This is a genomic window from Streptomyces sp. NPDC005955 (assembly GCF_042871255.1).
GTDB lineage: Bacteria > Actinomycetota > Actinomycetes > Streptomycetales > Streptomycetaceae > Streptomyces.
In genome coordinates this window covers 440,956-460,676 of the sequence record NZ_JBIAIF010000002.1, presented here as the reverse complement: position 1 = coordinate 460,676, position 19,721 = coordinate 440,956, and the positions used below count along the sequence as shown (strand labels likewise).

Annotated in this window: 13 protein-coding genes and 1 tRNA gene; 10 read left to right on the top strand and 4 right to left on the bottom strand. The window is 74.5% G+C overall.

Annotated features, from left to right (window positions below):
• Positions 1 to 47 precede the first annotated feature (47 nt).
• From mmsA to ACFYOU_RS07270, 3 genes are all read left to right on the top strand, one after another.
• Positions 48 to 1,550, top strand: coding sequence for a CoA-acylating methylmalonate-semialdehyde dehydrogenase (gene mmsA / locus ACFYOU_RS07280; RefSeq protein WP_391304032.1), 1,503 nt, complete (start codon positions 48 to 50; stop codon positions 1,548 to 1,550).
• 133 nt (positions 1,551 to 1,683) lie between these two features.
• Positions 1,684 to 4,347 (top strand): alpha/beta fold hydrolase, encoded by a 2,664-nt coding sequence (locus tag ACFYOU_RS07275; protein ID WP_391304031.1) that lies wholly within the window; start codon positions 1,684 to 1,686, stop codon positions 4,345 to 4,347.
• Positions 4,348 to 4,403: 56 nt separating this feature from the next.
• Entirely contained in the window at positions 4,404 to 5,282 is an 879-nt protein-coding gene (locus ACFYOU_RS07270) for an ABC transporter permease (protein ID WP_391304220.1), read from the top strand.
• 86 nt (positions 5,283 to 5,368) lie between these two features.
• Here ACFYOU_RS07270 and aroQ read toward each other — a convergent pair whose 3' ends face one another.
• A complete protein-coding gene (gene aroQ, locus ACFYOU_RS07265) occupies positions 5,369 to 6,046 on the bottom strand; it encodes a gamma subclass chorismate mutase AroQ (protein WP_391304030.1) in 678 nt (225 codons plus the stop codon).
• A gap of 185 nt (positions 6,047 to 6,231) precedes the next feature.
• Here aroQ and ACFYOU_RS07260 point away from each other — a divergent pair, with 185 nt between their 5' ends.
• Together ACFYOU_RS07260 and ACFYOU_RS07255 are read left to right on the top strand one after the other, a co-directional pair.
• The gene (locus ACFYOU_RS07260) at positions 6,232 to 6,624 is read left to right on the top strand and encodes a BlaI/MecI/CopY family transcriptional regulator (RefSeq protein ID WP_389762623.1); all 393 of its coding nucleotides are present in this window, start codon (positions 6,232 to 6,234) and stop codon (positions 6,622 to 6,624) included.
• 4 nt (positions 6,625 to 6,628) lie between these two features.
• On the top strand, positions 6,629 to 7,567 hold the full coding sequence (locus tag ACFYOU_RS07255; protein WP_391304029.1) for a M48 family metalloprotease: 939 nt from the start codon (positions 6,629 to 6,631) through the stop codon (positions 7,565 to 7,567).
• 76 nt (positions 7,568 to 7,643) lie between these two features.
• On the opposite strand, the gene ACFYOU_RS07250 is transcribed toward ACFYOU_RS07255, so the two are convergent.
• The gene (locus tag ACFYOU_RS07250; RefSeq protein WP_391304028.1) at positions 7,644 to 8,630 is read right to left on the bottom strand and encodes a sporulation protein; all 987 of its coding nucleotides are present in this window, start codon (positions 8,628 to 8,630) and stop codon (positions 7,644 to 7,646) included.
• A gap of 195 nt (positions 8,631 to 8,825) precedes the next feature.
• Here ACFYOU_RS07250 and ACFYOU_RS07245 point away from each other — a divergent pair, with 195 nt between their 5' ends.
• Positions 8,826 to 9,047, top strand: coding sequence for a hypothetical protein (locus ACFYOU_RS07245; protein ID WP_391304027.1), 222 nt, complete (start codon positions 8,826 to 8,828; stop codon positions 9,045 to 9,047).
• A 120-nt stretch (positions 9,048 to 9,167) separates the two neighbouring features.
• On the opposite strand, the gene ACFYOU_RS07240 is transcribed toward ACFYOU_RS07245, so the two are convergent.
• Both ACFYOU_RS07240 and ACFYOU_RS07235 read right to left on the bottom strand, forming a co-directional pair.
• Positions 9,168 to 11,933 (bottom strand): SpoIIE family protein phosphatase, encoded by a 2,766-nt coding sequence (locus tag ACFYOU_RS07240; RefSeq protein WP_391304026.1) that lies wholly within the window; start codon positions 11,931 to 11,933, stop codon positions 9,168 to 9,170.
• A 508-nt stretch (positions 11,934 to 12,441) separates the two neighbouring features.
• A tRNA-Arg gene (locus ACFYOU_RS07235) sits at positions 12,442 to 12,514 on the bottom strand.
• A gap of 330 nt (positions 12,515 to 12,844) precedes the next feature.
• Between ACFYOU_RS07235 and ACFYOU_RS07230 the strand changes: the two genes are divergently transcribed.
• The 4 genes from ACFYOU_RS07230 to ACFYOU_RS07215 all read left to right on the top strand — a co-directional run bounded on the left by ACFYOU_RS07230 (position 12,845) and on the right by ACFYOU_RS07215 (position 19,690).
• The gene (locus tag ACFYOU_RS07230; protein ID WP_389762703.1) at positions 12,845 to 14,536 is read left to right on the top strand and encodes a dynamin family protein; all 1,692 of its coding nucleotides are present in this window, start codon (positions 12,845 to 12,847) and stop codon (positions 14,534 to 14,536) included.
• Positions 14,533 to 16,863 (top strand): GTP-binding protein, encoded by a 2,331-nt coding sequence (locus ACFYOU_RS07225; RefSeq protein ID WP_391304025.1) that lies wholly within the window; start codon positions 14,533 to 14,535, stop codon positions 16,861 to 16,863. Before ACFYOU_RS07230 ends, ACFYOU_RS07225 begins: the two co-directional genes overlap by 4 nt.
• Before the next feature lie 298 nt (positions 16,864 to 17,161).
• Positions 17,162 to 17,764, top strand: a complete 603-nt coding sequence (locus tag ACFYOU_RS07220; RefSeq protein ID WP_391304024.1) for a single-stranded DNA-binding protein — start codon at positions 17,162 to 17,164, stop codon at positions 17,762 to 17,764.
• 432 nt (positions 17,765 to 18,196) lie between these two features.
• Positions 18,197 to 19,690 carry a TQXA domain-containing protein gene (locus ACFYOU_RS07215; RefSeq protein WP_391304023.1) on the top strand — a complete coding sequence of 498 codons (1,494 nt, stop codon included), beginning with the start codon at positions 18,197 to 18,199 and terminating at the stop codon, positions 19,688 to 19,690.
• Positions 19,691 to 19,721 lie beyond the last annotated feature (31 nt).

Below are 19,721 nucleotides of genomic sequence, written 5' to 3'. Positions count from 1 at the left end.
CAGCAGGGGAACGCCACCGCCGGCGCCGCGAGAGTTAGGGATCTGTCATGACGAAGACCGTCCACCACTGGATCGGCGGGAAGGCCGTCGAAGGCGCGTCGGGCACCTACGGCCCGGTCACCGACCCCGCCACCGGACGGGCCACCACCCGGGTCGCGTTCGCCGACGTCGACGAGGTGGACGCGGCGGTCGCCGCCGCCCGGGAGGCGTTCGCCACCTGGGGCACCTCCTCGCTCGCCCAGCGCACCGCGATCCTGTTCCGGTTCCGGGCGCTGCTCGACGCCCACCGCGACGAGATCGCCCGGCTGATCACCGCCGAGCACGGCAAGGTCCACGAGGACGCGCTCGGCGAGGTCGCGCGCGGCCTGGAGATCGTGGACCTCGCCTGCGGGATCACCGTGCAGCTCAAGGGCGAACTGTCCACACAGGTCGCCAGCCGCGTGGACGTGGCGGCGATCCGCCAGCCGCTCGGGGTCGTCGTCGGCATCACCCCGTTCAACTTCCCGGCGATGGTCCCGCTGTGGATGTTCCCGCTGGCCGTCGCCTGCGGGAACACCTTCGTCCTCAAGCCCTCCGAGAAGGACCCCTCGGCTGCGGTGCGGCTCGCCGAACTGTTCGCCGAAGCGGGACTGCCGGACGGGGTGTTCAACGTCGTCCACGGGGACAAGGTCGCCGTGGACCGCCTCCTGGAACACCCGGACGTCGCCGCCGTCTCCTTCGTCGGCTCCACCCCCATCGCCCGCCACATCCACCGCACCGCCACCGCGCACGGCAAGCGGGTCCAGGCGCTCGGCGGCGCCAAGAACCACATGCTGGTGCTGCCCGACGCCGATCTGGACGCCGCCGCCGACGCGGCCGTCTCCGCCGCCTACGGCTCCGCCGGGGAACGCTGCATGGCGATCTCCGCGGTGGTCGCCGTCGGCGCCGTCGGCGACGAACTCGTGGCGAAGATCAAGGAGCGGGCCGAGAAGATCACCATCGGCCCCGGTGACGACCCCGCCTCCGAGATGGGCCCGCTGATCACCGCCGCCCACCGGGACAAGGTCGCCTCCTACGTGGCCGGCGCGGCGGCCCAGGGCGCCGAGGTCGTCCTCGACGGCACCGGCTACACCGTCGAGGGGTACGAGGACGGCCACTGGATCGGCATCTCCCTGCTCGACCGGGTGTCCGTCGACTCCGACGCCTACCGCGACGAGATCTTCGGCCCGGTGCTGTGCGTGCTGCGGGTCGACTCGTACGACGAGGGGCTCGCCCTCATCAACGCCTCGCCGTACGGCAACGGCACCGCCGTCTTCACCCGGGACGGGGGAGCCGCCCGACGCTTCCAACTGGAGGTCGAGGCCGGCATGGTCGGCGTGAACGTCCCGATCCCGGTCCCCGTCGGCTACCACTCCTTCGGCGGCTGGAAGGACTCCCTCTTCGGCGACCACCACGTCTACGGCAACGACGGGACGCACTTCTACACCCGCGGCAAGGTCGTCACCACCCGCTGGCCCGACCCCGCCGACGCCCCCGCCGGCGTCGACCTCGGGTTCCCCCGCAACCACTGAGCCGCACCGGGGCCCGGGCCCGCCGCGTACCGCACCCGCGGTAGCCGCGGCGCCCGGGTACTCCCCGGGGAGGCGCCGCGGTTCACCCCCCGGGCCGCACGGCCGCTCGGCGCCGCAGCTTACGGTGGACCGCATGGACTTCCGAACGCCCTGGCCACCCCGGCTCCGCCGCCCCCGGCGGACGCTCGCCGCCGTGGCCGGTGTCGCGCTCATCGCCGCAGCGGGCACCTGGACGGCCACCGCCTCCGACGACCCGCCCGAGGTGCACCGCGCCGACCGCGTCGTGGACACCGGCGACGCCCGCATCGACACCTCGTACTTCACCTCCGGCGAGGACGGCCGACGCCCCGCCGTCCTGCTCGGCCACGGCTTCGGCGGCGACAAGGGCGACGTCCGCGCCCAGGCCGAGGACCTGGCCCGCGACGGCTACGCGGTGCTCACCTGGTCCGCCCGCGGCTTCGGCGAGTCCAGCGGACGCATCGGCCTCAACGACCCCGACGGCGAGGTCGCCGACGTCTCCCGGCTCATCGACTGGCTCGCCGAGCGCCCCGAGGTCCGCCTCGACGGCGAGGGCGACCCGCGCGTCGGCATGTCCGGCGTCTCCTACGGCGGCGCCGTCTCGCTGCTCGCCGCCGGACACGACGAGCGGGTCGACGCGATCGCCCCGCGGATCACCTACGGGAACCTCGCCGACGCACTCTTCCCCGGCGGCGTCTTCAAGAAGACCTGGGCCGGACTCTTCGTCAACACCGGCGGCGGCTGCGACCGCTTCGCCCCCGAACTGTGCCGCATGTACGAGCGGGTCGCCGAGCGCGGGGAACCGGACGCCGAGGCCCGCGCCGTACTGGAGGAGCGCTCCCCGTCCGCGGTGAGCGAGCGGATCGAGGCGCCCGCCCTGCTCGTCCAGGGGCAGACCGACTCCCTCTTCACCCTCGACCAGGCCGACGCCATGGCCACCGCGATCCGGGCGAACGGCGCACCGGTCGCCGTCGACTGGACCCCCGGCGGGCACGACGGCGGCGACCAGGAGACCGACCGCGTCGAGGCCCGCGTCAACGGCTGGTTCGACCGCCACCTCAAGGGCGACGAGAACGCCGACACCGGGCCCGCGTTCCGCGTCACCCGCACCGGCGGCCTCGACTCCACCGACGGCGCGGCCCGGCTGCGCGGCGTCACCGGCGACACCTACCCCGGCCTCACCGGCGACCCCCGCTCCTTCGCCCTGACCGGCCGCCCCCAGACCTTCGACAACCCCGCGGGCGCCAGCCCGCCCGCGATCTCCGGGCTGCCCGGCCTCGGCGCGGCCGGTGGCGGCGGACTGTCCCAGCTCTCCGCGCTCGGCGTCGGCCTCTCCCTCGACTTCCCCGGCCAGTACGCCCGCTTCGACTCGAAGCCCCTCACCGACGACGTCCGCATCACGGGCACCTCCCGGGTACGGATACGGGTCACGTCCACCAGCGACCACGCCGTGCTGTTCGGCAAGCTGTACGACGTCGGCCCCGACGGCGAACAGCAGGTGCTGCCCGCCGGGCTCGTCGCCCCCGTCCGCGTGGAGGGCCTGGGCAAGGGCAAGAGCAAGGACGTCACCCTGACGCTGCCCGCCATCGACCACGAGGTGCAGCGCGGCCACCGCCTGCGCCTCGCCGTCTCCTCCACCGACCTCGGGTACGCCTCACCGACCGCCCCCGCCCGGTACACCGTCGCCCTCCGCGGCGACCTCGCGGTACCCACCGCCCCCGACGTCAGCAGCACCGCCGCACCGCTGGCCACCTGGGTCTGGGCGCTGCCGCTGACCGGCATCGCCCTCGCCGCGGCGCTGCTGCTCACCGGGCGCCGCCGCGCCTCGGCCGCCGCCCCGGACCCGGACCTCGCCGAGGTGCCGCTCCAGATCACCGACCTGAGCAAGCGCTACGCCGGGTCCACCGACCGGTACGCGGTGCGCGACCTGTCCTTCCGGGTCGAGAAGGGCCAGGTGCTCGGGCTCCTCGGACCCAACGGGGCGGGCAAGACCACCACCCTGCGGATGCTCATGGGCCTGATCCGGCCCGACCAGGGTGAGGTGCGCGTCTTCGGGCACGCCATCCGCCCCGGCGCCCCCGTGCTGTCCCGCGTCGGGGCCTTCGTGGAGGGCGCCGGTTTCCTGCCGCACCTCACCGGCCGGGAGAACCTGGAGCTGTACTGGCGCGCCACCGGACGCCCCGCGACCGACGCCCACCTCGCCGAAGCCCTGGAGATCGCCGACCTCGGCGACGCGCTCGGGCGCGCGGTCCGCACCTACTCCCAGGGCATGCGGCAACGCCTGGCGCTCGCCCAGGCGATGCTCGGCCTGCCCGATCTGCTGATCCTCGACGAACCCACCAACGGACTCGACCCGCCGCAGATCCGCGAGATGCGCGAGGTGATGATCCGGTACGCGGCCGGCGGCCGGACCGTGATCGTCTCCAGCCATCTGCTGTCCGAGGTCGAGCAGTCCTGCACCCACCTCGTCGTGATGGACCGCGGACGGCTCGTCCAGGCCGGCCCCGTCGCCGAGATCGCCGGCTCCGGGGACGCCCTCCAGGTGGGGCTCGCGGACGAGGTGTCCGACCCGCTGGTCGACAAGATCGCCGCACTGCCCGGGGTGACCTCGGCGACCCGTGCGGACGGCGGGCTGCTGGTCCGCCTCGCGCAGGTCGGCCCCGAGGAGTCCCGCACCCTGCTCGCGGACCTGGTGCGGCTGGAGGTGCCCGTCACCTCGATGGGACCGCACCGCAGGCTGGAGGACGCCTTCCTGAACCTGATCGGAGGCCAGCGGTGAGCGCCGACCTGACCACGGGCCCCGGGCACCGCCCGACCGACGAAGGGAACACGGTCGTGCACGTCGACGACGCCGCCCCGGCACGAGCGACCGCACCCGGCTACCGGGCCCGCGGCACCCTCCCGGTCCGGGTGGAACTGGTCCGCCAGCTCAAGCGGCGGCGGACGCTGGTCATGGGCGCCGTCCTCGGGCTGCTCCCGTTCGTGCTCGCCGTGGCGTTCGCCATCGGCGGCAGCCCCGACGAGCGGGGGGACGCCGGCGACCGGATCTCCCTGATGGACACCGCCACCGCCTCGGGCGCCAACTTCGCCGCCACCTGCCTGTTCGTCTCGGCGGGCTTCCTGCTGGTGATCCCCGTCGCGCTGTTCTGCGGGGACACCGTCGCCTCCGAAGCGGGCTGGTCCTCCCTGCGGTACCTGCTCGCCGCGCCCGTGCCCCGGGCCCGACTGCTGTGGTCGAAGCTCGTCGTCGCCCTCGGGATGAGCCTCGCGGCCATCGTGCTGCTCCCGGTCGTCGGCCTCCTGGTGGGCACCGTCGTCTACGGGTGGGGCCCGTTGGAGATCCCGACCGGCGGCACCCTGGACGCGGGCACCGCAGCCCAGCGGCTCGTCATCGTCATCGCGTACGTCTTCGTCTCGCAACTCGTCACCGCGGGGCTCGCGTTCTGGCTGTCCACCCGGACGGACGCCCCGCTCGGCGCGGTCGGCGGCGCGGTCGGGCTGACCATCGTCGGCAACGTGCTCGACGCGGTCACCGCGCTCGGCGACTGGCGCGACTTCCTGCCGGCGCACTGGCAGTTCGCCTGGGCGGACGCGGTGCAGCCCCGGCTGGAGTGGGGCGGCATGATCCAGGGCGCGGCCGTGTCGATCACCTACGCCGTCGTCCTGTTCGCGCTGGCCTTCCGGGGCTTCGGGCGCAAGGACATCGTGTCCTAGACCGGCGCGACACCGCCCGCACCCGAACGGGGACCTCCGACGCCACCACGCCGGAGGTCCCCGGCCCGCTCCCCGAGCCCGGCGTCTCAGCCGGTGCAGACGTTGCGCACCCCGCGGAACAGGTTCACCGCGTGCACCCGGTCGAGGTCCCGGACGTGCACCTGCCCCGCCGCCGACACCGTGACCGCGAACCGGCAGGAGGCCGCCGCGCGCGCCGGCCCGGCGGAGGTGAGCGCGGCCAGCAGCTCCGTGGTGATCCGGTCCAGTACCGGCCGCACCTCCCGCGCCAGGTCGGGGCGCTCGGTGGGCCGCTCCTCGGGGTGCGCGTCCCAGCGGGCGAACAGGGCCCGCTGCACGTTCTTGCCGGCCTCGATCTGGTCCCGGAACACCGCACTCGTACGCACCGGGTCGAGGCCCAGCGCGGCGGACCGCCGGGCCACGTCGTCCAGGATCTGCCGCTCGCGCACCACGTCCTCGATGGGCAGCGACGTCCCGTACTTGGCGGCGGCCACCTTGTCGGCGACGAGCAGCCGCTCGGCGAGCAGCGAGGTGACCCGGTCGAGCGGCCGGTGCCCCGCCTGCCGGTCGGGCGCCGCAGCGACGGCGGCGGCCGAGGCGGACCGTGCCCCGGCGGGCTTCGAGTCCTGCGCCGCGGCGGGGGCGGGGGAGACGACGAGCAGGGTCAGGGACCCCGCGACGGCGGCGAGCGAGGCGGCCAGCGGACGGCGGGTGCGGCGGGCGCGCGGAATGCTGTTCTCGATCATGTCCTCTGTGTAGCAAGGCGCGGAGCCTGCCCGCAGAGGTATCCCATCGCGGCGTTTATCCACCTGAAACCCGGCATCCCGCATCCCTGCCGCGCTCACCAATCGCGGCGCCGCTGGCTAGGATGAAACGTTCCGCGCCCCGCCCCCGCACCGTGCGCGAACACCGAGCCCGAAGGGAGCCGCACGTGCAGGACGAGCCGGGCCGTGACCCCGGGCGGCGCCCCCGCCGCCGGGCCCAGGGCGAACTCGAAGCGCTGGTCCTGGCCGCGCTGCGCGGCGCACCCGGCCCGGTGAACACCGCCTGGGTGCAGGAACGGCTGGGCCAGGACCTGGCCTACACCACGGTGATCACCATCCTGACCCGGCTGCACGCCAAGGGCGCGGTCGCCCGGGAACGCGCGGGCCGGTCCTTCGTCTGGACCTCGGGCGCCAGCGAGGCGGACCTCGCCGCCCTGCGGATGCGGCGGGTGCTCGACGCGGAGAACGACCGGGAAGCCGTACTCGCCAGCTTCGTCACCTCCCTGGAGGAGGACGACGAGCGAATCCTGCGCGCGCTGCTGGCCCAGGAGGAAGACTGAACACGTGGGCGTCTTCGTGTTCCTGCCGCTCGTCCTGCCGTTCACCGCCTGGCCGATCGCACGGCTCGCCGAGCAGCACCTGCACCCGCGTACGGCCACCCGGCTGCTGACCGCCGTCGCCGCGGTGTGCGCCCTGTGCAGCACCCTCTGCCTGGCCCTGCTGGTGGTGGTCGGCACCGCCCAACTCCCCGGCAATCCGCTGCCCGACGGCTGGTCGGACCCCGAGGTGCGGGCGGCCGTCCCCTACGACGAGGTCGCCGGGAAGAGCGCGATCCCCGCCCTGGCCGTGGTCCTGACCTGCTGTCTGCGCGCGCTGTGGCGGGAGCGCCGGACCCGTCGGACGGCCGCCCGGGCACTCGCCGGGCTGCGCCCCACCCCCGTCGTGGTGCTGCCCGACGCCAGCCCGTACGCCCATGCGCTGCCCGGCGGCCCGGGGCGCGACCGGATCGTGGTGACCACCGGCCTGCTGAACGTCCTGACGTCCCGGGAGCGCCGGGCCCTGTTCGCCCACGAGCGGGCCCACCTCACCGCGCGCCACCACCGCCACCTCCGTACGGTCCGTCTCGCCGCGCTCGCCAACCCGGCGCTGCGCCCCTTGCGTTCGGCCGTGGGCTACACCTCGGAGCGGTGGGCGGACGAGGAGGCGGCGACGGCGGTCGGGAGCCGTCGGGTGGTGGCCCGGGCGATCGGCAAGGCGGCCCTGGTCTCCCGCGGCGCCCCGGTGGCGACGGCGCTCCCGGGGTTCGCCGCGGTGGGGCCGGTGCCGCGCCGGGTGGCGGCGCTGCTCGGCCCCACCCCGACCGCACGGAACTGGCCGCCGCCCTCGACCACGGTGGGACTCGCCGTGTGGTGCGCCGCCGCCGGGACGACGGCCTCCGCACTGTCCTCGGCGAACTCCGCGGTCACGCTCTTCCTGATCCTCAAGGCGGCCACCCCGCTGTGATCCCCGGGGCGCGGGGCGGGCGTTCGGCCGTCGCCGCCCCGAAGTCCTCGTACCCCTCAGTCCTGCTGGGCCGTACTCAGTCGCCCTCGTCGCCCTCGTCGTTCTCGAAGAAGTCGCCGACCTCGTCCACGACCTCCGCCGCGACGAGCCCGCCCGCCACCCCGACCGCGAGGCCGGCCGCGCCCGCCGCGACCACGGCGCCCGTTCCGGGTCCTGACCGGTGGCCGTGGTCCGGGTGATGGCCGTGGTCCTGGTGGTGGCTGCCCGGGTGCGTGGACGCGCCGGAGCCGGGGTACGGGGCATGTGCGTGGACCAGTTGTTCGATCCATCCCCCGACCACGGTGTTCCAGTCGGTGCGGTCCACGTCCTCGTACGACACCGGGAACCGGTTCAGCGCGTCGCCGCCGTGGTGGTGACCGCGCCGGTCGGCCTCCAGCACCACGTCCATCCCGTACGGGGCGGCGAGGAAGGTCACCTCGACCTCCTTGAGCACGTGGGCGTACCGGGGGGCCGGGCTGATCTCGATCTCCTGGTAGAAGGGCAGCGCCTGTGAGGTGCCGCCGATCCGTCCGTACTCCAGGTCGGCCGAGACGAATCCGAAGCCGAGTTGCCCGAACGCCTCCAGGACCGCCTCCTGCGCGGGCAGCGGACGGACCGTCAGCGGATCGAGGTCCCCCTTGTCGCGGGAGCCGGCCACCGCCACCTCGGTGCGCACCCCGAGGACGATCCCGAGGGGCTGTCCGTACAGTTCGGTGACCGGGGTCTCCCAGGGCAGGGTGAGCGAGAACGGGACGGTGAGGGCTTCGCCCCCGGGCAGTCGCAGGTCCTCGCTGACCGCGTACCGGTCGAAGGCGACGTCACCGTGGGCCTCGCCCCCGTCCGCCTCCACTTCCACGCGGGCGAGCAGTTCCAGGGTGACGTCGACGGTGACGTCGCCGTCCCCGCCCTTGAGTCGGACCTCGCCGGTGAGGGTGGAGCCGGGCCGTACCGGTCCGGGGCTGAGCGCGGTGTCCACGGTGGGACCGCCGATGCCGATCGAGCCGAGCAACCTCTTGAACACCATGGTGACGCCTCTCGCTGTCCCGCTACATCTTCTACAAACGTGTAGAGGATAGGAGGGATCGGCCTCGGGGGGATGGTTTTCGGACAACCCGCGTCGATGGTGCCGATCCACCGCGCCGGCGAACCTAAACTTCTACAGTCATGTAGAAGTTGGGGTCACGGGGACCCCGTCACCGATCTGCCCGGGAGGACACACATGGCTTCGGTCGATCTGGACGAGGTGCTGGACAAGGCATGGGCCGACAAGGCGTTGCCGGAGATCCTGGGCGCACCGGTCTCGGCGCTCAAGGGCGTGTCCGACCGGGACGGTGAGCTGCTGGCGGAGGCGTTCGGCGTCACCACGGTCGCCCACCTCGCGGAGCTGAAGTACGTCCGCTGGGCCCAGGCACTGGCCGCGTTGGGGGCGGCGGCCAAGTAGGCCCACCGAGCCGCGCGGTGCCGTGGATGTCGCTCCCCTGCCACGGCGCCGCGCACCCCCCACGGCCGTACGTCAGCGCCCCGGTGACGCCCGGTCAACGGCGTGGCCGGGCGCGCCCCGTCACAGGTCCCACTGGTCGAGCAGCACGTCGGCGGGGTCGGGGCCGCCGGGCGGGGCGGTCGGACCGTGCGGGGACTGTTCGGTCCAGATCACCTTGCCGTCGGCGGTGTAGCGGGTCCCCCAGCGGTCGGCGAGCTGGGCCACCAGGAACAGCCCCCGTCCCCCCTCGTCGGTGAGGGAGGCCCGGCGCAGGTGCGGGGAGGTGTTGGAACCGTCGAAGACCTCGCAGATCAGCGAGGCGCTGTGGATGAGCCGCACCGTGATGGGCTGGGTGGCGTAGCGGACGGCGTTGGTGATGAGTTCGCTGAGGATCAGCTCGGTGGTGAAGGCGATCTCGTCCAGTCCCCACTGCCTCAACTGTCGGGCGCACTCGTTGCGCACCGGGCCGACGGCCGCGGTGTCGGAGGGCACCCGCCACTGTGCGATGCGCTCGGGGTCCAGCCGTCGGGTGCGCGCCACCAGCAGGGCGATGTCGTCCCGGGGTCGCGCCCCGGGCAGCGCGGCCAGCACCGCGCGACAGGTCTCCTCGGGGCCGAGGGCGGGCCGTCCGGCGACGGCGTCGTGCAGTTGGGCGAGCCCGACGTCGATGTCCTGGTCACGGCTCTCGACCAGCCCGTCGGTGTAGAGGATCAGCCGGGAGCCCGCCGGCAGTTGCAGGACCGCGGTCTCGATGGGCAGCCCGCCGCCGACGCCCAGCGGCGGCGACACCGGGACGTCGGGGAACTCCATCCGCCCGTCGGGCAGCACCAATCCCAGCGGGGGGTGCCCCGCCCGGGCCACCGCGCAGTCACCGGAGACCGGGTCGTAGATGGCGTACAGACAGGTGGCCCCCGTGACGTCCAGCCCGTCGTCACCGGCGCCGCGCTCCTGGTCCATCCGGCCGACCAACTCGTCCAGGTGGCCGAGGATGTCGTCGGGCGGCAGGTCCAGCGCGGAGAAGTTGTGCACCGCCGTCCTGAGCCGCCCCATGGTCGCCGCGGCGTGCAGCCCGTGGCCGACCACGTCCCCGACGACCAGGGCGACCCGCCCCCCGGGCAGCGGGATGACGTCGAACCAGTCGCCGCCCACGCCCGCCTCGGCCGGCAGATAGCGGTAGGCGACCTCCACGGCCTCCTGGACCGGCAGGTAACGCGGCATCAGACTGCGTTGCAGGGTGACGGCCATGGTGTGCTCACGGGTGTAGCGGCGGGCGTTGTCGAGGGAGACCGCCGCCCGCGCCGCGACCTCCTCCGCCAGGGCCCGGTCGTCCGCGTCGAACGGCTCGGGGCGCTCGGAACGCCAGAAACCGGCGATGCCCAGCAGCACCCCGCGCGCGGTCAACGGCGCCGTCACCAGCGAGTGGATGCCCTCCGCCACGATCTGCCGGGCCCGTTCCGGGTCCTGCGCCTGCCAGCCCGGCGCATCGGCGAGCCGGGGTTCCAGGACGGCCCTGCCGGTGGCCAAGCCCAGGGCCTGCGGGGTGGAGGGGGCCAGCCGGATCAGCTTGCCCTCCGGGTAGAGCGGCGGATCGTCGCGCACCCCGGCGACGCAGACCCGGCGCACCTCCTGCTCCGTCCCGTGGATCTCCTCGCCCCGCAGGACGGCCTCCACCAGGTCCACGGTGACGAAGTCGGCGAACCGGCCGACGGTCGTCTCCGCCAGTTCCCGCGCGGTGCACGGGACTTCCAGCGTGGTGCCGATCCGCACCCCCGCGTCGTGCAGCACCTCGAGGCGGCGCTGCGCGGCGTCCGCCCGGTCGGAGACGGCGAGCAGCTCGGTCGTGTCCCGTACGGTGGCGACCCGGCCCGCGGGGCCCCCGGCGACCTGGGTGGGGCGTTGGCTGACCGCGAGGGTGCGCCCCTGTACCCGGTGCACCTCGTCGGTGGCTTCCCGCCCGGAGGCGAGGAGGTCCGCCACGGCTCCGGGGAGGTCCAGTTCGCCCACCGCACGTCCCTCGGCGTCGACGGGGAGGGCCAGCAGCCGCCGCGCCTCGTCGTTGGCGAGCAGCAGCAGCCCGTCCTGGTCGACGATGACGACGCCCTCCCGCACGGAGTGCAGCACCGCGTCGTGGTGCTCGTACATGCGGGTGATCTCGGCGGGGCCCAGGCCGTGGGTCTGCCGCATCAGCCGGCGGCTCAGCAGGGCGGCGGCCCCGGTGGTGAGGAGGACGGCGGCTCCGGCGGCGGTCAGGACGACGGGCAACTGGTCGGCGGCGGCCGAGTTGATCCGGGCGATCGTGACGCCGGCGCCGACCGCGCCGACCACCGTGCCGTCCGCCCGTCGCACGGGCACGTAGGCGCGGATCTGGGGGCCCAGCGAACCCCGCCGCTCCTCCATCACGGTCTTGCCCGCGAGCAGCGGGGCGAGCCGGGTGGAACTCGGCTTGCCGATCCGGTCGGGCAGCGGATGCGTGAGCCGGATGCCCCGGCGGTCGAGCACCACGACGAAGTCCACGTGGGCGCCCCGGCGGGCCTTCGACGCCCGCGGCTGGAGCACCGCCGTCGGGTTCGACGACTCGATGGCCGCGGCCGTTCCGGGGGCGTCGGCGAAACCCTCGGCGAGGGCGAGGGAGCGGCTGCCCGCTTCCTGGACGTTCTCCCGGCGGGCCATCAGCAGCAGCAGGAAGATCGCGCCCACGGTGAGCAGGACGACCACCACCAGTTGGAAGGCGAACATCTGCCCGACCACGCTGCGCGGCTCCCACAGGGAGCGGACCCCCGGCCGCCGGCCCGGTGGCCCCGGCCCGTCTGCCGTGGAGTGTCCGGACGAACGCCTCATCCCTGCCATGCGGTATTTCTACCGTTAACGGGGGGAGCTGTGCTTTTGCGTGGGCGCGTGTCGAGTGCGCCCCGGCCGGTCCCCGGCGGCTACGCGCTCGACGCCCTCGAACCGCGGGCGCGGTCCCTCGGGCGCGTTGCGCGACGGGGACGCCCGCACGCGGCGCCGACCCTCCCCGATGTCGGGGACCGCGCCCCTCCGGTACGGTCCGCCCGCGCCGGACGCGACCGACCCGGTGGCGCAGGGGAGTTCGCCGCGACGGCGTCCGTACACTGCCGGACTCCGTCGCCTCAGCCGTTGACCGGGGGTTCCCGCATGAGCGATCGGCCCGACCGGGAAGCCGTTCCCGTACGTCGTCGGGTGCGCGGTCATGGGGTGCGGGTCGTACCGCAGTTCGTCGGTCGTGACGTCACCGTGACGGGGGTTCGGGAATCCGGCACGGCGCTTGCCGCGTGAGCGAAGTGCATCGGGCCACGAGAAAGCCTCTCGCCTATTTCCGCAGGTGAGAGGCTGTTTGCGCCCCCGGCAGGACTCGAACCTGCGGCCAAGCGCTTAGAAGGCGCCTGCTCTATCCACTGAGCTACGGGGGCCGGGTGGTGGCCGGGTGGCCTGGTGCCCGGTTGGGGCGGTCCGGGGGACCCTGCCGGGGACAAGGATAGGGCTCCCGGTTCCTCGTACCCGGCGCTTCGCCTCCGTGCCTTGATGTGGAGGTTCGGTGAAGCGGTCCTGATAATCGCAGGCAGGTGCGAATCGTGCATCGCTTTTGACGCCTTGCGCCCCGGGTGTTGTGCACTCGTTATGCCTGCGCCCCACTCGCGTCTTCCGTTCGTCCTGTCCGATCGGCCGTTTCCCGGAGGGCGGTCGGCGCGCAGGATGCCCATATGCTTCAGAAACTTGTCAAAGTTGGGCATTCTTCGCATGTGGTGACCTTGGACGTACGGCCCCAACTGCTCGACGCTCTCTCCGCCCTGCGCGAGCGCGTCGCCGCCGCACGCTTTCCGCTCCCCCTTCCGGGGGCGCCACGCGCGCGAGCCGACCGCGATGAGCTGCTCGCACAGCTCGACGACTACCTGGTTCCCCGTCTCAAGTCGCCCGAGGCGCCGCTCCTGGCCGTGATCGGCGGTTCCACCGGAGCGGGCAAGTCCACCCTGGTGAACTCCCTGGTCGGCCGCCAGGTCAGCGAGGCCGGCGTGCTGCGGCCCACCACCCGGGTGCCGGTCCTGGTCTGTCACCCGGAGGACCACCACTGGTTCAGCGGGCTGCGGGTGCTCCCCGGGCTCACCCGGGTGTGGGTGCCCCCGCAGGACCACCTCAGCACCCCCGCCTACGCGGCCGGCGCCGCGCGGGGCCGGCGTGGGGGTGTCGAACGCCAACTCCGCATCGAGACGGCCAGCGCACTGCCCCGCGGCCTCGCCCTCCTCGACGCGCCCGACATCGACTCCCTGGTCGCCGAGAACCGACTCCTCGCCGCCCAGCTGATCTGCGCGGCCGACGTCTGGATCATGGTCACGACCCCCGCCCGGTACGCCGACGCCGTTCCCTGGCACCTGCTGCGCACCGCCAAGGAGTACGACGCGACCCTGGTCAGCGTCCTGGACCGGGTGCCGCACCAGGTCGTCTCCGAGGTGTCCCGCCAGTACGCCGCACTGCTCACCAAGGCCGGACTCGGTGACGTACCCCGGTTCACCGTCCCCGAACTGCCCGAATCCGCCGGCGGCGGCGGGCTCCTGCCGTCCACCGCGGTGGCCCCGCTGCGCGCCTGGCTCACCCAGCGCGCCCAGGAGCCCGCGGTCCGCGCGCACACCCTGATCCGTACGGCAGGCGGCGCCCTCGCCTCGCTGCGCGCCCGGATGCCCGCCCTGGCCGGTGCCGTCGCCGCCCAGCACGCCGCCGCCGTCCGGCTCACCTCCGCGGTCGAGGAGACGTACGAGAGCGAACACGCCCGGGTGCGGGGCCGGCTCCAGAGCGGGGCGGTGCTCTCCGGGGACGCCCTCAAACGGTGGCGCAGCTACCCCCTGGACTGTGGTCCCGACGAACTCCTCGACGCCCTGGTGGAGAGCCTGAGCGCCCTGCTGCTGTGCTGCGTCACCGCCGCCGACGAACGGATCGACGAGCGCTGGCGCGGCGAACCCGGCTCCGGCGCGCCGGTCCTGACCTTGCGTGAGCCCGGGATGGAGAGCGCCGAACACCGGGTGGGCATGGCGGTACGGCGCTGGCGTCGGGAGTTGGAGGAGCACTGCGAGGAGGAGGTGCGCGTCCTCGACAAGAGCGTGGCCCCCGACCCGGAAGCGGTGGCCGCCATGCTCGCCGTGGCCCTGCTCGGCGGCCGTCGCGGACGGGCCGCGGGGGAGACCCTCGCCGAACGCATCGGGGCGCAGAGCGCGCTGCGGCTGCGGGACCGGGGCGGTCGGCTGGTCACGGACTACGTGGAGAAGGTGCTCTACGGCGAGCGCGAGCGCCGTCTCGCCCCCCTGGACGCGCTCGACGTCCAGCCCGAACCCCAGTCCGAGTTGATCGCCGCGCTGTCCGTGCTGCTGCGGGAACGGGGCGGACCCGTCGAACGGCGCGCACCGAGAAGCCAGGGCCAGCAGAGCGAACAGAGGGAGAGGTGACCACGGTGACCGCCGTGACCGACCACACCGATCGCGCGGAGGGTACGGAGGGCGCGGAGGGCGCGGGGCACCCGGACCGGCCCGCTGACGGAGACCCGGCGGGCGACCAGGGGGGCGACCGGGAGGGCGGTCGGGGGAGTGCGCACACGGATGACCCGGCCCCGGGCCGCTCCGGGGGCGGCGACCGGCGCGCGGGCGTCCGCGAGGGCTTCGACCGCGGTGGGCGGAGCGACGGTGACGGTGCCGGGACCGATGACGCCCCGGCCGACGGCGCCGCGGTGGACGACGGCGTCCCGGGCGACGCGCCGGACGCCGTCCGGGCGGGGCGTGCCGCCCGCGCGGCGGAGACCGCCCCGGGCACGGCCCCGGGCACGGCCCCGGGCACGCGTACCGGGGAACGACGCGAACGCCCGGCCGGCGGCCTTCCGTGGCCCGGGACGTCCCGCACGGCCGCCTCCCCCGCCGCCCCGGGCCCGGCGACCGCGCGGGCGCGCACCTCCGCCCCGCCGCGCACCGAGCGCGGCGCGGTCTGGGACGACGGACTGATCGCCCGGCGCACCACCGGGGCCGATGAACTCGCCGCCGCGGTCGGCAAGGACGGCGGACCGGGCCGCACCGCCCCGCCGACCACGAACCCGGTCTACGACGCCGAACTGCGCGGTCGGCTCGACGCCCTGCGGGAGCTGATCGGGCTGTCCAGGGCCCGGCTCGAACGGTCCACCCTGGCCGAGGCGGGGCGGGTCCTGGACGAGGCGGCGGCCCGCCGCAGACTCTCCGACCGGCACACCGTCGTCGCCCTCGCGGGCGCCACGGGCAGCGGCAAGTCGACGCTGTTCAACACGCTCGCCGGGGTGACGATCTCCGACACCGGGGTGCGCCGCCCCACCACCTCGTCCCCGATCGCCTGCACCTGGACGGACGGTGCGGCGGGGCTCCTCGACCGACTCGGCATCCAGGGGCGGCTGCGTCGCCGGCCGGTGCTGAGTTCGGGGACGGAGACCCCGCTCGACGGGCTGGTGCTGATCGACCTCCCGGACCACGACTCGGCGTCCACGGTCCACCGCGAGCAGGTCGACCGGGTCCTCGCGCTGGTCGACGCCGTGATCTGGGTCGTGGACCCCGAGAAGTACGCGGACGCGATCCTCCACGAGCGCTACCTACGGCCGATGGCCGGCCATGCGGAGGTGATGTTCGTCGTCCTCAACCAGGTCGACCGGCTCCCCACGGACGCCGCCGACCAGGTCCTCGACGATCTGCGGCGCCTCCTGGACGAGGACGGCATCGCCCTCGGCGAGCACGACGAACCGGGCGCCACGGTGCTCGCCCTGTCCGCGCTCACCGGCGAGGGGACGGACCAACTGCGCGAGGCCCTGGACCAGTTCCTGCGGGAGCGGGCGGCCCCGGCCCGACGGATCGCCGCCGACGTCGACGCGGCGGCCTCCCGACTGCGTCCGGTCTACGCCGCCGCCCGCCGGCCGGGGCTCACCGAGCGCGCCCGCGACGAGTTCTCCGACCGGCTCGCCGAGGCGGTCGGGGCGAGCGCCGCGGGGGAGGCCGCCGAACGGGCCTGGCGGCGCAATGCGCACACCGCCTGCGGAACGCCGTGGCTGCGACTGTGGCGCTGGCACGAGGCCCGGCGCGACCCCGTGTCCCGGTTCCCGGTGCCGCCGACCCCCGCGGACGAGGAGGCCACCGCCCGCCAGCGGGTCGAGCAGGCGGTGCGCACGGTCGCCGACCAGGCCGCTTCGGGGCTGCCCGGCCCCTGGGCGCTGGCCGTGCGGGAGGCGGCGGTACGGGGTGCCGAGGGGCTGCCGGAGGCGCTCGACCGGCTCACGGCCGATGCGGGGGCACCGCGCCGGCCCCCGCGGCCGGGCTGGTGGCCGGCCGCCGTGTTCGCCCAGGCGTGCATGACGGTGCTCCAGCTCTTCGGCGCACTCTGGCTGGTGGGCCAGATCGCCAGGGTCACGGCACCCAACCTCGGGGTGCCGGTCCTGTTGATGGTCATCGGGATCGTCGGCGGTCCGTGCGTGGAGTGGTTGTGCCGGATGGCCGCACGGGGGCCCGCCCGGCGGTACGCGACGGAGGCGGAACGGCGGTTGCGGGAGGCCGCGGCCGGCTGCGGGCGGGCCCGGGTGCTCGATCCGGTGGCCGCGGAACTGCTGCGGTACCGGGAGGTGCGCGAGCAGTACCTGCGGGCCACGGGGCTGACCGGCGGGCCGGTCGGTGGGTCTGGTGGGTCCGGTGGGCCGGGTGGCGGGGCGGGCGGTCCGGGTTCCGCGACGGCGGCGGTCGGCGGGTCCGCGGCGGGGTCCGTCAGCACCGGCTGACGCCGGTGGACGCGCCGGCCCCGCCGTACCGCTCGCCGTCCCGCGGCACGGTCTCACTCGTACGGGTGAGCGAGTTTTCCACAGGCTCCGCGCCACCCACAGGGCCCAGCGGGATCGCGCGGGTTGGGGGATTCTGAGGTCACGGCTCGGGTCGTGCGGGAGCGAACCGCACGGTCCGGGGCGTCGGTGGGGTACGGGCGGCCGGAGCCGTCGTGCCCCGCCGCCGGCCGCGGATCCACGGGGGACCGCGGACGCCGGACGCGCGGGGCGACCCGCGCGCGCTTCAAGGGGGTACGCGATGAACGAGACGCTGGTGACCGTGGTGGGGAACGTGGCGACCGCACCGGTGGTCAGGGAGTTCGCGACGGGCCGCGTCGTCCGGTTCAGGCTCGCCGCGACGGCCCGGTACTGGGACCGGCGCAGCGAGACCTGGGCCGACGGGCACACCAACTTCTTCACCGTGTGCGCATGGCGCGCCCTGGCGGAGAACGCGATGGCGTCCCTGTCCGTGGGCGAACCCGTCATCGTCCAGGGACGTCTGAAGGTGCGCCAGGAGGACGGGGGCGACGGGAAGCAGTGGTTCGCGGCGGACATCGAGGCGAGCAGCATCGGGCACGACCTCGCGCGGGGCACGGCGGCCTTCCAACGGGTGCCACCGGTCGTACGACAACGGGGCGCCGCGGATGGGTTCCCGCAGCCGCGGGCCGACGGGGACGCCACGACCGGGCAGGTCGCGCTCGGGGACGACATGACGCTCGGGGACGTGAAGGTCAGGGGAGGGGGTGCGCAGGGCGTGCCGGCCCGGCCGGAGCGGGACCTCTGGGACCTGGGCGCGAGGGCGCGCGGTCCGGCCGCGGTCGAGGGCTCCGCGGAGGGGGAGTTGGATCCGCTCGCGGTCTGATCCCGGACGCCCGCGCCCGGTTCGGACCCCCGGCGCCCGGTCCGGACATCTGTGCCGGTTCAGGTGTCCGCGCCCGGCTCGGGCATCGGTGTGGGCCGCGCGCGTCCGGGTCGCACATCCGGGCGGGTGCCTCCGGGCGGGGTGCGGACCTCCGTGCCGGGCGGGGGCGGGCGTCCGGGTGGGGAGCGGAAGGCCGGATCTCGACGTCCCTCCGTGGCCGAGGAGCCGGAACAATCCGTTGATTTGTCGATAAGCCCAGGTTGGAAGCGTGTGGGGCGATAACGATTCCGATTCGGAACGGTTATCCGACCGTATGGGTGGGGCGGTCGGTACGTGACGTTTCTTAGGATGCCGGAACAGCTCAAGGAGCATCTGATTCTGCTGGTGAGGACCACCCCCCACACCAATGGGCCTCACCCGAAAGGGAATTCCGTGTTTGCAGCCAGCTCCCCTCTGAAGAGGGGCGCCGTTCGTCTCGCCGTCGGGGCCGCCGTCTCCGGCCTGTTCACCACGGGCATGGTGGTGGCGGGTGCCGGGGCGGCCGCGGCGGTCGAGGAGCCGCAGGACCACGGGGGCGCCGCGGCGACGCTCAGCGGATTGAAGCTGTCCGGTGATGCGGTCGTCCGGGTGGGCAGCGAGGAACGACGGCTCCGGGCCGGCCTGTTCGAGTTGGCCGTGGACGGCGGCGGCACCCTGCGGACGTACGGGGTGGACCTCGACATGGCGACCCAGTGGGACGCCCGCTACCAGGAGACCCCCTGGTCGGGCACCTCGCTGGGCGTCAACGCCGCCGCGGGCAAGATCCGTTGGATCCTCCAGAACTCCTACCCGCAGGTCAACGACCTCGCCGCGCTCGCTCGGCGGGCCGGGGCCAAGGGTCTGACCGAGCAGGACGCCGCCGTCGGCACCCAGGTGGCGATCTGGCGCTACTCCGACGGCGCCGGCGCCCGTCCGAGCGCCCGCAGCGAGAAGAACGGTGCGCAGCGGGACGCGCGGGACGTCCCGAAGGTGACGGCCGCGGACCCGCAGGCCGAGCGGCTCGCCGACTACCTGGAACGCGAGGCGCGCAGCCTGCCCGAGCCCGGGGCGTCGCTGGGCCTCACCCCGGCGGCGCATTCGGCCCTGTTGGCCTCCGCGGGGGAGGACGGCGCGCGGATCGGCCCGGTCAAGGTCCGCTCCGGTGCCGAGCGGGTGACGGTGGCGCCGAACACGCTGGCCCTGGTGGACGGGATGCGGGTCGTCAACGCCAAGGGCAAGCCGGTCACCACCGCCCGGCACGGTGACTCCCTCTTCCTGGACATACCGAAGGGCGCGTCGGCCGGGCTGGCCGCGTTGACCATCCAGACCTCGACCACGGTGCCCGTCGGTCGGGCGTTCACCTCGGGGAGCCGCAGCCAGGTCCAGGTCCTCGCGGGCTCCAGCGAGTCGACGGTGTCCGCCACCGCATTGGTGAACTGGGGCGAGAGCGGCCCGGTGCCGGCCGTCTCGGCGCAGAAGGTCTGTGCGCACGGCGGCCTGGAGGTCACGGTGCGCAACGCGGGGGACCAGGACTTCGAGTTCGAACTGTCCGGGGCGCGGAGGGTGGTCGCCGCGGGCCGGGTCGAGACGGTGCCCGTTCCGCTCGCGGAGGACCAGAGCTACGACTTCACCGTGGCCGGCCCCGACGGCTACGAGAAGAGGATCAGCGGGATCTTCGACTGCCGCACCCGCAGCAGCGAGGCCCGTGGCACCCGTGCCATGGCGGCGCCGAGCCCCGCCTCGGCTCCCGGTGCGCCGGGCAAGGGCGCCCGTAGCGCCTCCGACCTGGCGGCCACCGGCGGTTCCCCGGTCACCCTGGTGATAGCCGGGACGGCCGTGGCTCTGGTGCTCGCCGGCGGTGCGGCCGTGCTCGTGCTCCGCACGCGCAACTCGCGTCAGCAGGGCTGACCCGAGCGAAGGGCGGTGACCGCGGGGCCGG

What these genes read in the sequence shown, in the direction of transcription:
- aroQ (WP_391304030.1), bottom strand. Translation starts at nt 6,046, where the DNA reads ATGATCGAGAACAGCATTCCGCGCGCCCGCCGCACCCGCCGTCCGCTG.
- mmsA (WP_391304032.1), top strand. Translation starts at nt 48, where the DNA reads ATGACGAAGACCGTCCACCACTGGATCGGCGGGAAGGCCGTCGAAGGC.
- ACFYOU_RS07220 (WP_391304024.1), top strand. Translation starts at nt 17,162, where the DNA reads ATGAACGAGACGCTGGTGACCGTGGTGGGGAACGTGGCGACCGCACCG.
- ACFYOU_RS07240 (WP_391304026.1), bottom strand. Translation starts at nt 11,933, where the DNA reads ATGGCAGGGATGAGGCGTTCGTCCGGACACTCCACGGCAGACGGGCCG.
- ACFYOU_RS07275 (WP_391304031.1), top strand. Translation starts at nt 1,684, where the DNA reads ATGGACTTCCGAACGCCCTGGCCACCCCGGCTCCGCCGCCCCCGGCGG.
- ACFYOU_RS07245 (WP_391304027.1), top strand. Translation starts at nt 8,826, where the DNA reads ATGGCTTCGGTCGATCTGGACGAGGTGCTGGACAAGGCATGGGCCGAC.
- ACFYOU_RS07250 (WP_391304028.1), bottom strand. Translation starts at nt 8,630, where the DNA reads ATGGTGTTCAAGAGGTTGCTCGGCTCGATCGGCATCGGCGGTCCCACC.